Raw genomic sequence first — 12,423 nt, 5'->3', positions numbered from 1 at the left:
GATCGCATTTGCAGTGTTATTTCTGGCATTTCTCTCACCAGCTTTGAGTTATGTATCCAATGGGTTTCCCGGTTATTTGTCGCTTAACACGCCTGTAAAAAAAATATTCTTTACTACGCACATCCTTAGCGGCATCATTGTCTATATCACCGCATTTTTTCAGTTTGCGCCATTTGTTCGAAACAAAAACATCCCGCTACATAAAAAAATGGGCAGATTACATATAGCTGCCTCTCTCATTTGCATAACCACTCTCTACTATATAATTTCCTTTGGGAAAAATGCAGGATTACCTTTCTGGCCATCACAATACGCCGCTACTACACTTTGGCTGCTTTTCATTTTTATTGCCCTGTATTTTGTACGCCAACGAAAAATAACCTGGCACCGCAGGTTTATGATTAGCGGGTTTATATGCGCGGCCTATTTTGTAACAGTGAGAGTGATTGACAGGTTTGCCATGGGAATATTTAAATCGTTTTTCCAGGATGAAAGCTATGCATTGCTTATTTCAGACGTATTCGTGTGGGCATTTCCCCTAACCATTTGTTGGTGTTACTGGCTTCTGGCAACTCAACGGTCGAACAAAACACTCATAACGACCGCTTTGCAGGATTTGCCTGAATGAGATAATAAAATGGTACTTTACTTGTAAAAATTCTGAAACTGTGAGAAATATAATCGTTCTATCCTTCATCTCCCTGGATGGCGTCATGCAGGCACCCGGCGGACCTGATGAAGATCCGTCAGGTGGCTTCAAATATGGGGGCTGGACTGCTCCATACTTCCTTGCAGCGGACGAAGCAGCCAAAGAATTCATGGCAAAACGAATGCAGCCCTCAGATCTCCTTTTAGGCCGGAAAACATTCGATATTTTTGCGGACTACTGGCCAGCACACGCTGACGTTTGGCCAGGTATCAATGAGGTTACCAAATATGTCGTGAGCAATACCATGGACAAGTCCGACTGGCAAAACTCCGTGTTTCTTAAAAGCGTAGACGACATCAAAAAACTCAGGAATTCGGAAGGCTCAGACCTGAAAGTTTACGGCAGTGGTAACCTGGTCCAGACCCTACTCAAACATGACCTCGTGAATGAACTCTGGTTGATGACATACCCGGTTACTCTTGGCGCAGGCAAACGGCTGTTTGCAGAGGGATCCAGTCCTGCCGCCTTTACCTTAACTGACAGCCTGGTCACACCAAATGGGGTGATTTTCGCGAATTACAGGCGAGCCGGGGAAGTAAAGACAGGGACTATTGGTGACTAATCCAATTCAAGGAGCTTTAATAAAATAAATCATGAACATATCTATTCTTGGCACAGGCTTTATTGCCCGGTTCTATGCCGAAACATTGGTCGCCCAGCGCCGCAAGGATGTTGTAAACATGGTTTATGGACGGAGCCCCGACAAAACCAAAAAGTTTGCTGAGGACTATAATGTCCCGAACTATACCTCCAACTTAAAGGAAAGTATTTCCCACCCCGATGTGGATGCTGTGATAATTGCTCTTCCCAACAACATGCACCTGGAAGCCGTGCTGGCCTGCGCGGAAGCAAAAAAACCTGTATTGTGCACAAAACCCCTCGGCCGTAATGGCAAGGAAGCATTGGCCATGTTACAGGCAGCGGAAAAAGCAGGCATTTTTGCCGGGTATTTAGAAGATCTCTGTTACACACCAAAATTCCTGAAGTCACTGTCAAGTATTAACAATGGTGCCATTGGCAGAGTCATCTGGACAAAAAGCAGGGAGTCCCATCCCGGGCCACATAGCGATTGGTTCTGGGATAAGGAAAAAGCCGGCGGCGGTGCCATTATTGACCTGGGCTGCCATTGCGTGGAAATAAGCAGGAATTTTATCGGAAAGGATATCCGCCCGGTTGAAGTAATGTGCTGGGCTGATACCTGCATGCACCCGATAGATGCAGAAGATAATGCAGTTGGACTTGTCAGATATGAAAATGGTGCTATCGGGCAATTTGAAGTCAGCTGGAGTTTCCGTGGCGGTATGGATCTTCGTGATGAAGTGATGGGTACAGAAGGAACTATCTGGACAAACAATTTCCTGCGAACAGGATTTGAAATGTTTTCGACCGGAAGCGGCGATGCTTATGTAGCCGAAAAATCTGAAAGCAACAGTGGCTGGCTTTTCCCTGTAGGCGATGAAGTACATGAACTGGGATACAATCACATGTTCACAGATATGTTCGATGCTATAGAAAATAGCAAACAACCACTGGAAACGTTTTACGATGGCTACATTGTGAACGCCATAATTGACGCAGCCTACCAGTCAGCAAGAACAAAAAAATGGGAACCTGTGATAATTGAAGATTGGCGAGGCACGACCGAGGTAAACCAACATCATGCTGGTACCAGTTATGATGAGAACTATTATTTAATCAAGGAAGAAATACTGCCATCGGGCGAAAAGAAAATAATCCTGAAGAACAAGAAGACCGGTGCGATTGAAAAAAGATAACATGAAACTAAATAACTGGACAAAAGCTTTACTCATTCTATTCGGTATTAGTCTTTCAGCTATTGGTTTTATGATCAAACTTCCTTCAGGCTTCAGGCAGATAGATAAAGAATTACACGCAGCTTTTTACTTCCTGGCAGCAGCCTTCATTAATTTATTATTTGCGAATAAAAATATCATCAGGCATATTGCGATTTCTGTTTCGTTATACTGTTTTGGAGTTGCTATTGAATTTGCGCAGGAATATTCAAATAAGCTTTTCCGAAAGCGAATTCACGGTCGATTTGACATTGAAGATGTACAAGCCAATCTTAAGGGACTTGTCTATTTCTCCATTTTCTGGATTTTACTTGTTTCTATCCTGTTTGTTTACAACAAACTCAGATTCGCCAAGGTAGACGAATCCCACGACTGACTCCCGAAGAAGATGAATGCGTCTGTAACCATAATAATCCGCTGCCTTGCTTTTTGGAGCCTGCTGTTGCTTCTATTTTTCCTCTCCGGCCCAATAACGGCTATGTTCCCCGATGCCTGGCCGAGGTTCATGTACGGGGCTTTCGGAACAATTTCCGCATTCTTTCTAACCTGGCTTTTCCTCAAATCTGAAAAACGGTCTGTCAGTGATATTGGATTGGTATGGGAGCCTGGTACCCCCTGGCGATTTTTCGTGGGACTTCTAATTGGCACTTCCCTCTTTGGCGTTATTCTACTGTCTTTATTACTCCTGACTCCATTACAAATTCAATTTAACCCACAGCCCCTTAAAGCTTCGGCACTAGTCGGCTATTTAGCCTTTTTCCCGCTTTCATTAATGGAAGAAATCGGTTTCCGGGCCTATCCTTTCCGGAGGTTAAACGATCGGTTCGGCATTAGGGTTACGCAATTAATCGTAGCGATTGTTTTTGCCCTATATCATGTGGCTGGAGGACAAAGTATTGGCGGGTCGTTTTTAGGTCCTGGTATATATGCATTTGTATTTGGACTGGCAGCTGCATGGTCGGGAGGAATTGCAGTGCCCTTTGGCATACATGTAGCTCTTAACATCCTGCAGCCTCTTTCCGGCATGAGGGGTGCTTCAGGAGCTATCTGGATGCTTAGCCATAAGGAAAGTCCGGCAGCGGGACAAGCTGCTTCACCAGACACTATAGGGATCTTAATGCAGTTTACTGTTTTGGCAATTGCTATTCTTTTGACCGAGTATTATATTCGTAAAAACGCTGACAAAACAATCAAAATAGCTAGTTGAAAGTGGATGTCAAAATATACATACCACATCCCGCTTTACAGGAATATGTACTGAACATATCAACTGTCAATGTCTTACTCCCTGAAGGAATTAAAGACGTTGTAACGCCCTACCCTCCTACTCCCTTTCAATCCCTGATATTCTACTGCAACCAGCCGATATCCATGAACAGGATAGGCAATCCTCGCTTTGAAGAACAACCACTTGCTGTAGTTATTGGTCCGCAGGTTTCACGGGTGAATATCAAAGTTCATAGCCAGCTAAGCGCTATAAGAGTAGATTTCCTCCCCGGTGGCATGTACCGGATGTTGGGAATTCCCATGCATGAATTGTTCGATGGCGGCTTTGATGCATCGCTCTTCTTCGGCGCTGAAATGTCCAGGCTAAATGAGCAGCTCCGGCACACTTCAAATTTAGAAGAAGGCAAAGGCATTGTAGAAAAGTTCCTTTTAAATAAAGCAACGTGTTTGAAACAGACACTTCCATTTGATTCGGCAATGCAGATCCTGTTGAACAATAACGGCAACGTTACTATAGACAAAATAGCCTCACTTTCCTGCCTCAGCCTGAAACAATTTGAAAGAAAGTGCAAGGAGAGAATAGGTATGAATCCTAAAACGTACGCCCGTATTTTGAAATTTTCCAAAGCATACAGGCTGCATGAAGCTTTTCCGCAACTCAGCTGGACAAAAATAGCCTACGAAGCTGGATACTACGATCAAATGCACATGATCAAAGATTTTAAAGCTTTTGCGGGGGTAAACCCGTCGGTTATAGAAGAGCAACTCACGTACACACCGATAAGAATGCAAAAAGACCTTCAATATTAAGATGTCGATTTTTTACTATGCTGACGGTGCATGCCCACCCTAGCTTTGGCAAAAAAAATATGACTCACTTATTACCTGGGAAAATAATTTATGTCGCTTTAGCATTGTGGTTTTGTAATCCTTCCTTTGGACAGGATGTCCCAAAAAAAGTACCCAAACCTGATCCTCTCGAAGAATTGAAAGGATTCACCCAGACTTATTATTATAGTCCAGGCCACCAGGGAAGAGCCAAAAGCATTGCGGTTCTCATGGAAAGCGCAGGTAAGTATTTTCAACGGGAAATAGAATTTACACCCCAAACAACAATTTACATTCTTGCACCGCAGGACTGGAAATCTGTTGCAGCCAAACCACTGCACGACGTGTATGGCTTTCCGCATAATATTGATGATGTTCGCCTGGCTATAGCGGCAGAAGACAATGATTTCTGGCGCAGCTTTCTTCCACCTGTTGAGCAACTTCCGCCCCCTATGGCTTTACAGGTAAAGAAAGCCTATGGGAAAACTGACGGCTCCTACACCATGATGCCGTTCTTTGATTTACTTGCCCTCCATGAAATGGGACATTCGTACACATCACAGGCGGGTCTCAAAATGCACCGCTATTGGATGGGTGAATTGTTTGTAAACATCATGCTGCATACCTATATTGCCGAAAACCAGCCGGAACTGTTACCTGCTTTGGAAACCTTTCCAAACTTAGTCATAGGTGCGGGGACGGCTGAATTCAAATTCACCAGCCTGGAAGATTTTGAAAGACTGTATCCTACCCTGGGCATGGGTGCCAAAAATTATGGTTGGTATCAATGTAAACTTCATTCAGCAGCTAAAAATATTTATAATGCTGGCGGTGATGCGATACTGAAGAAATTATGGAAGGCTTTACAAACGCACCAGGAAGAAATGACTGATAAAGAATTTGCCAATATGCTTAAAACAGAAGTGCATCCGTCCGTGGCAAATGTATATTTAACCTGGGATAAGATTGATTAACAAATACAGCCGAATCGCACGAATTTATAGAACCAAAACTTTTATAGGGATATGCGTCTTAAATCTATTGTTGCCGCAGTTTTGTTCATTTTCAACATTACATCCGCCACAGCCCAGCACCAAATAATTCAATTGTATAATGGACCTGCCCCGAAATCTGAGAAGTGGACATGGAATGAAAAGGAATTCAGTGACCACAATACAAAACTACTTTATGACGTATCCCATCCTTCCGTGGAAGTCTTCTTTCCCCCGGATTCCATAAGAAACGGCACATCAGTGATCATATGTCCGGGGGGCGGGTTTTGCTTATTGGAAGTTGAAAACGAAGGGCGGAATATTGCCCGCTGGCTAAATACAAAGGGAATCACTGCTTTTGTACTAAAATACCGGGTTATGAAAACACAAACTGGTAACCCACAGGAAGAAATGTTTGCCAAAGCAATGGATACAAAAAAACTCGCAGTTGATGCAGACACCGTAATTCAAATGGCTATGCAGGATATTTTTACAACTATCTCTAAGATCAAAAATGATTCAACCCGCCTGAAAATTAATCCTGGGAAAGTGGGCGTTATTGGTTTTTCAGCCGGAGGCACATTGGCAACCGCTTTGGCATACAATTATGACAAAAAAACAAAACCCGCATTTGTTGCTGTACTCTATCCATGGACAGCTCCAATCAAAAAGCAAATAGTTCAAAGCGATGCCCCACCTTTATTTATCGCTGCTGCTTCAGACGACCAATTAGGTTTTTATATTGGAAGTGCAGAGCTCTATCTTAACTGGGTTAAAAATAAACGCTCTGCAGAGTTGCATTTATACTCGACAGGGGGACATGGATTTGCTGCCTTTAAATCAGGAAACCCGGCCGATAGTTGGGATAACCGATTTGTTGATTGGTTGCTTACAAACAAATTTATCGGACAATGAACCTCAAGCTCAAGATCAGGGTCTCGCACCGGGAGGTCCCAACATTTCATCTCCCATCTCTGCTGATATACGTATGAATGCATCCAGGTCAGTTTCCCCTTCGGGCGCAGTTCCATCGTCGTTGCCTGGTATTCCCACCGTTTTTATAAGCCTGGCAAAGCTACCGGGACTAGCTACGGTTATTGCTTTTGCTGACTTTGGACCGTTATTCTTAATGGCGTGTGGAGTCGACCTGGGAATGAATAAGTGGTGTCCTGCATGCAACACTTTTGTTTCACCTTTTAGATATATAGTGAGTTCACCCTCTACCATGTAAATTGATTCTGTGTAATTGTGATGTTGGTGCAAGGGCACCTCTATGCCTGGCTCTAAAGTCCCCGAAATTAAATCGTAAGTTGACCCAGTTTCCCGCTCATCTGCCAGAATTTCCAGTTTCCCGCCAAAAATCCAGTATGATTTGTTCATCATTCTCAATTCTGTTTAATCGGTAAAATTACCGGCAGGGACAATAACAGTCCTTGAACAATTAGTTAAAATAGTTGGTATTATTGTGGCTTGGTGTCCAAAAATTCAATCATCTAAAAATGGACAAAATAAAAATCTCCACGGCTCAATTTGAACATAGGAATGCTGACAAAACATATAATCTTTCTGTCATAGAAAAACTTGCCCAAAAAGCAGCTTCAGAAGGTTCAAATGTTATTGCCTTTCACGAATGTTCAATTACGGGCTATACTTTCGCAAGACATCTTTCAAAAGAACAAATGCTTGACTTAGCTGAACGCGTACCCAGTGGTGAAAGCACCTTGAAGCTAATTGAGATATCCAAAAAGTACAACATTGCAATTTTAGCCGGTCTCTTTGAGAAAGATGAGAACGATAGTCTATTCAAAACCTATGTCTGCGTTGATAAAACCGGAATGGTAGCAAAATTCAGAAAGCTACATCCTTTTATAAACCCATATTTAACGCCCGGGGATCGTTATTGCGTCTTCGAATTGCTCGGTTGGAAATGCGGGATATTAATTTGCTATGACAACAACATTATTGAAAATGTCAGGGCAACAAAACTTCTTGGGGCGGACATAATTTTTATGCCCCATGTCACAATGTGTACACCATCCTCACGCCCGGGGGCGGGTTTTGTTGATCCTATGCTTTGGCAAAATCGTGAAGACGATCCCACATCATTACGAATGGAGTTCGATGGCTTGAAAGGCCGGGCCTGGCTGATGAAATGGCTACCTGCACGTGCCTATGATAATGGCATTTATGTAGTTTTTGCAAACCCGATCGGCATGGATGACGACCAACTGAAAAATGGCTGCTCAATGGTTATTGACCCTTATGGAGATATTCTTGCTGAATGCAGAAGCTTTGACGACAGTTTTGTTACTGCAATTATTAACCCCGACACTCTTGTTAATGCTGGAGGAAACCGGTATATAAAAGCACGACGACCTGAGTTGTACAGGGATATTATTGGCCAGGATCACGAATCAGAGCAGAAAGTTGTATGGCTGCACACAGACGGAAAATAACCTACGGCATCGCGAAAGCAATATACCCGCCCTTGAAATTATTCTCCTGCTTTCCATTCACAGCTACTACGACGAATTGCCTTTTGCCAACGGCGTATGTAGAAGGAATTGAACTCGCCATTCCGGGCAACTGGTACTCCCACAAAACTTTCCCTGTACGCTGGTCAAACGCGCGAAACTTGTCGTCGCCCGTCGCGCCGATGAAGATCAAACCACCTGCAGTAGCAATTCCTCCGCCGCGATTGAACATCCCGGAATTTGGAATGCCCATTTTTTTGAATTCGGGGTCCTCTCCCAGCGGAACCTGCCATACGATGGCACCCGTGTTCAGGTTAATGGCTGTTAGTGTACCGAAAGGCGGAGCGATGGCAGGGTGACCGGCAGAATCGAGATAAAAGTTGTATCCGTTAAAGCCATAGGGTTCATTGTTCTCCGGAATATTTGCCGTTTCAAATGAGGGTTGTGCAACAACGGTGTCTTTAAGATATGCTACGATCGCGGCGATCTGCTGCTGAGACAAAAACTTAAACGAGGGCATCGGTGGAGCTCCATTTCGAAGGATAGTTTCAATCTTCGCGTTTTCATATTTTGTCACACGCCCCGTAAGATCAGGCGCAAGACCGGTACCCTTCCTATTGGCACCGTGACAGCTGCTGCAGTAGGACCTGAACAAGATCTCCGGGTTGGTCTGGTTTGCCGCACGAATTTCTTTCAGATCGGTAAGCTTCAGGATCCAGGGAATGTCGGTGGAGTTAACGAAAAGCGTATTGGTTTCCGGGTTCACGGAAGCCCCGCCCCAGTTTGAACCGCCGTGCGCCGTCGGAAGAATAAGCGATCCCTCCATGGACGGCGGCTCATAAATGCCGGTCTTGTATTTGTTTTTGCTGATTTCTTGCCTGATCCATTCAGCAGATCGGCCAAAGAACTTTTCCTCGTAACCCTGCCGCGCAAACGGCGGATTCACAGGTATGGGTTGCGTAGGCCATGGCTTTTCTCCCGGCATCCTGCTGACGGTATCGACAGGTACTTCGTTGATCCCAAATAAGGATTCACCGGTTTCGCGATTGAACAGAAACAAATAGCCCATCTTCGTAACAAGGGCGACAGCATCGACCTTCTTACCGCCGCGCTCTACTGTAACAAGATTGGGCGGGGAACCATTGTCGCGGTCCCACAGATCGTGGTGAGTTGTCTGAAAATGCCAGATACGCTTGCCGGTTTTTGCATCGAGTGCAAGCAGGCAGTTGGCAAACAGATTCTGACCGGGACGATCCGCCCCGTAAAAATCAAATGAAGGCGACGCGGTCGGTACGAATACGATCCCACGCTTTTCATCCAGAGCCATCCCTCCCCAGCAGTTAGCCCCGCCATTGCGCTGGCGCGCGTTTTTGCCCCAGGTGTCTGCGCCGAACTCGCCGGGCTTTGGAATAACATGGAAGACCCACTCCAATTTGCCGGTGTTGATATTGAATGCACGGATGTCGCCGGATGTCGACGGAAGTTCATCCGGCACTTTACATCCTACTATAAATAGTTCATTATATACCACACCGGGAGCATTGCTCGATACCGGCACCCGCTGACGCATGGAGTCAGGCACTTCAAGTCCCTCATAAAAATCAACCCGGCCGTTCCTGCCAAAGTCACCGATAACTTCGCCATTCGTAGCATTGATGGAATATAGCTTGTCGCCGGAAATGAGAAAGATCCTGTCAGGGTTGCCGGGATGGTAAGTCATTCCTTTCGACCAGTTCGAAATGCCGGACGAGTCGGGAACAAACTCCCACAACAACTTACCAGTTGTTGCGTCGAGAGCAACAAGCCTGTTGGATGGCATCAGCCCGATAACCCTGTTGTCAACCATCACAGGATTGAAGTAAACACCACCACCCTCAGTGGTATCTTCAAAACGCCAGGCTTCCTGCAGCTCCGTCACATTGGAGCTGTCGATGCCCGTGAGTGCAGAAAACTTGTTATTGGAAGCATCATGACCGAAGGTCGGCCATGCAGAAGCGTTATCCCGACTGTCAGGCGAACAGGCGCCGAGAAATGCCCATGAAAGGCAGCAGAGCAACTTTTTCATGCCCTACAAGTTAAGAAACATTAATCCTGTTCAGTCAACATGTTGTATCTTATGCACCTCAAATCAAATTTTGACAACTATGAAAAGACTTGCTTCTTTGAGTTTAGGTGCGCTTTGCATGCTTGCAGTAGCTTGCGGCAGCAACCAAAGCGCAGACAATACCACTGACTCGACTGCAACGGCATCTACAGATACTGCTGCGAGTAGTGGTTCAACTGCTGGTTTCAAGATCGGGATCCAGATGTGGACTTTCAGGATGTTTTCTTTTGCTGATGCACTTAACAAAGTGGACAGCGCCGGTGTGAAGAATATCGAAGCGTTCTTCGGGCAAAAACTTGGCGGCGACATGAAAGGGGAATTTGGTACTGGGATGTCTGCCGATACCCGCGCCAAACTGAAACAGTTACTGCAGTCAAAAGGGATCCAGATTACTGCCATGGGCGTAATTTCTCCGAAGGACAGCACTGAATGGAGAAAGGCTTTTGAACTTGCAAAAGAATTTGGCCTCAGCTATATCACCTGCGAGCCCAATAAGTCACATTGGGACTTCGTTGATAAAATGGCCGGCGAATACGGGATAAAAATCGCCATCCATGACCACCCGAATCCAAGTCCATATGCACATCCGGACTCTGTGCTGGCGGCCATGCAGGGTCATCCGAATATCGGTGCCTGTGCTGACCTGGGCCACTGGGCTCGCAATGGTTTAAATCCTGTTGAGTGCCTGAAGAAGCTTGAAGGCCATGTGTATGGCGCGCATTTCAAAGACATCGTAAAGTTCAATGATACCCAAGCTGCAGACACAGTTGTGGGCAAGGGTGTAATTGAATACGCACCGATCTTTGCAGAGCTGAAACGCCAGAACTTCAATGGCATGATGTCGATTGAACATGAATCAAACTGGGAAAAAAACCTGCCTGACGTTATTGAAACAGTTAAGTTTTACAACGACCAGCTGGGTAAACTGAAATAGGTTTCGAGCTCATTACAATACAGGGCATGAAAATATTCCGGAATGAAATATTTTCATGCCCTTTTTATTTTTCATTGTTTCTGTAATTCTTCGATAACATTCATTTCCCCATTTACAATGCTGACTGTTTTGCAGGTGGTTTTTCCCAAGAGCTTTACCACGTAAGCGGTCATGTCCTCATTCTGAATTTCATAAACATGACAGATGTTGAAATCATAATACACACTTTTTACCAGGTGACGGATTTTGGGGGCTAGTTTATCTTCATAATAACTGAGGATCACACCTTCGTACTGTCCCTTTTTAGTATAAAATGCCCTGCTGTCTACCCCATCCTTTCTGAAATACACCACAAAACCTTCCTTTGCTTTAAACCATTTTGGATCTGAAGCATTTTTAAAATTCCTTGAAAAATCCCTTGCCGCTTTGTTACTAATTTCATTAAGACGCGGCACTGCTGCATTCTTTTCGGGACTTTTTTCTTCAACTGATAACATAAATTCCGGTAGTGAAGTCTTACCCTGTGAATACGCAACCGGGCCTTGTGAATAGCTGATGCTGGTTATTATCGAGGTCAGTAAAATACCCGTAAAGCTGGTGAAGATTGACTTTTTCATAACCGTAAGTTTTAATACGGCTACAAAATACAGTTGAAACCACCCCCTTAACAATTACCAACAATGGTAGTACGGCTATTTAGAAGGGAAGAGCTTTTCGGTAATTGCTTTTGCCACCGCTTCGGTCATGGAAGCTACATGCAGCTTTTCATAGATCTTTTTTATGTGCGCGCGGACAGTATCGTAGGTGATATTCAGTTTACCGGAGATCATTTTATAGGAAAGGCCATCCACCAGCAGACTGAGTACCTCCTTCTCACGTGCACTCAAATGATAGTCTTTCTGTTCATCAGGCAAGATAGCCTGGAACTGGTGCAGTACTTTCCTCGCGATGCCGGGCGTCATCGGGGCGCCTCCACTGTACACCGCGGTAATAGCATTAAGCAAATCAGCAGGTTCTGCATTTTTCAGGATATAGCCGTCAGCACCGGCTTTAATCGCCGCAAAGACTTTTTCATCATCTTCAAAAATGGTGAGCATCAGGATCTGCACTGCCGGAAAATTGCCTCGTATCAGCTTCACGCCTTCAATCCCGTTCATGCCCGGCATGTCAATATCCATAATCACGACATCTGGTTTCGTATCCTTAATATTTTCTATTACATCCAGGCAGTGCGAATAGGATCCCACCAGCGTAAAACCAGGCGCATCCTGCAGGAGCATGGCAATGGAGTCCCTGAGGGATTCATTGTCATCGAAGATTATTATCTTAATATCACTCACG

14 protein-coding genes are annotated in these 12,423 nt (G+C 44.9%); 10 read left to right on the top strand and 4 right to left on the bottom strand.

The window, feature by feature from the left end; genetic code table 11:
• The 8 genes from OI18_RS16330 to OI18_RS16295 form a co-directional block, all read left to right on the top strand.
• Nucleotides 1–628: DUF420 domain-containing protein (locus OI18_RS16330; RefSeq protein WP_160290250.1), on the top strand; the 628-nt coding region annotated here is incomplete at its 5' end.
• A gap of 40 nt (nt 629–668) precedes the next feature.
• Nucleotides 669–1,271 carry a dihydrofolate reductase family protein gene (locus OI18_RS16325; RefSeq protein ID WP_039141703.1) on the top strand — a complete coding sequence of 201 codons (603 nt, stop codon included), beginning with the start codon at nt 669–671 and terminating at the stop codon, nt 1,269–1,271.
• 31 nt (nt 1,272–1,302) lie between these two features.
• Nucleotides 1,303–2,484, top strand: a complete 1,182-nt coding sequence (locus OI18_RS16320) for a Gfo/Idh/MocA family protein (protein WP_039141701.1) — start codon at nt 1,303–1,305, stop codon at nt 2,482–2,484.
• A 1-nt stretch (nt 2,485) separates the two neighbouring features.
• Nucleotides 2,486–2,899 carry a hypothetical protein gene (locus tag OI18_RS16315; protein ID WP_152616858.1) on the top strand — a complete coding sequence of 138 codons (414 nt, stop codon included), beginning with the start codon at nt 2,486–2,488 and terminating at the stop codon, nt 2,897–2,899.
• A 12-nt stretch (nt 2,900–2,911) separates the two neighbouring features.
• On the top strand, nt 2,912–3,730 hold the full coding sequence (locus OI18_RS16310; protein ID WP_082038006.1) for a CPBP family intramembrane glutamic endopeptidase: 819 nt from the start codon (nt 2,912–2,914) through the stop codon (nt 3,728–3,730).
• A 2-nt stretch (nt 3,731–3,732) separates the two neighbouring features.
• Nucleotides 3,733–4,560, top strand: coding sequence for a helix-turn-helix domain-containing protein (locus OI18_RS16305; RefSeq protein ID WP_039141756.1), 828 nt, complete (start codon nt 3,733–3,735; stop codon nt 4,558–4,560).
• A gap of 59 nt (nt 4,561–4,619) precedes the next feature.
• A complete protein-coding gene (locus OI18_RS16300) occupies nt 4,620–5,552 on the top strand; it encodes a hypothetical protein (RefSeq protein WP_152616857.1) in 933 nt (310 codons plus the stop codon).
• Between the two features lie 51 nt (nt 5,553–5,603).
• Entirely contained in the window at nt 5,604–6,485 is an 882-nt protein-coding gene (locus OI18_RS16295; protein ID WP_039141693.1) for an alpha/beta hydrolase, read from the top strand.
• Between the two features lie 15 nt (nt 6,486–6,500).
• Here the strand turns inward: OI18_RS16295 and OI18_RS16290 are convergent, their stop codons facing one another.
• On the bottom strand, nt 6,501–6,953 hold the full coding sequence (locus OI18_RS16290) for a cupin domain-containing protein (protein ID WP_052273300.1): 453 nt from the start codon (nt 6,951–6,953) through the stop codon (nt 6,501–6,503).
• 116 nt (nt 6,954–7,069) lie between these two features.
• On the opposite strand from OI18_RS16290, the gene OI18_RS16285 reads away from it, so the two are divergent.
• Nucleotides 7,070–8,026, top strand: a complete 957-nt coding sequence (locus OI18_RS16285; RefSeq protein WP_039141690.1) for a nitrilase family protein — start codon at nt 7,070–7,072, stop codon at nt 8,024–8,026.
• Between the two features lies 1 nt (nt 8,027).
• On the opposite strand, the gene OI18_RS16280 is transcribed toward OI18_RS16285, so the two are convergent.
• Nucleotides 8,028–10,109, bottom strand: a complete 2,082-nt coding sequence (locus OI18_RS16280) for an outer membrane protein assembly factor BamB family protein (protein ID WP_039141688.1) — start codon at nt 10,107–10,109, stop codon at nt 8,028–8,030.
• A gap of 79 nt (nt 10,110–10,188) precedes the next feature.
• Here OI18_RS16280 and OI18_RS16275 point away from each other — a divergent pair, with 79 nt between their 5' ends.
• A complete protein-coding gene (locus OI18_RS16275; RefSeq protein WP_039141687.1) occupies nt 10,189–11,082 on the top strand; it encodes a sugar phosphate isomerase/epimerase family protein in 894 nt (297 codons plus the stop codon).
• A 71-nt stretch (nt 11,083–11,153) separates the two neighbouring features.
• Here OI18_RS16275 and OI18_RS16270 read toward each other — a convergent pair whose 3' ends face one another.
• Both OI18_RS16270 and OI18_RS16265 read right to left on the bottom strand, forming a co-directional pair.
• Nucleotides 11,154–11,699 (bottom strand): hypothetical protein, encoded by a 546-nt coding sequence (locus tag OI18_RS16270; RefSeq protein ID WP_039141685.1) that lies wholly within the window; start codon nt 11,697–11,699, stop codon nt 11,154–11,156.
• Between the two features lie 75 nt (nt 11,700–11,774).
• Nucleotides 11,775–12,422: a response regulator gene (locus OI18_RS16265; RefSeq protein ID WP_240312788.1), complete on the bottom strand. Its 648-nt coding sequence runs from the start codon at nt 12,420–12,422 to the stop codon at nt 11,775–11,777.
• Between the last annotated feature and the right edge of the window lies 1 nt (nt 12,423).

It is taken from the genome of Flavihumibacter solisilvae, from assembly GCF_000814475.1.
Taxonomy (GTDB): Bacteria; Bacteroidota; Bacteroidia; order Chitinophagales; family Chitinophagaceae; genus Flavihumibacter; species Flavihumibacter solisilvae.
Note: the sequence above shows the minus strand (reverse complement) of the source record. Positions and strands in the feature narration are given on the sequence as shown.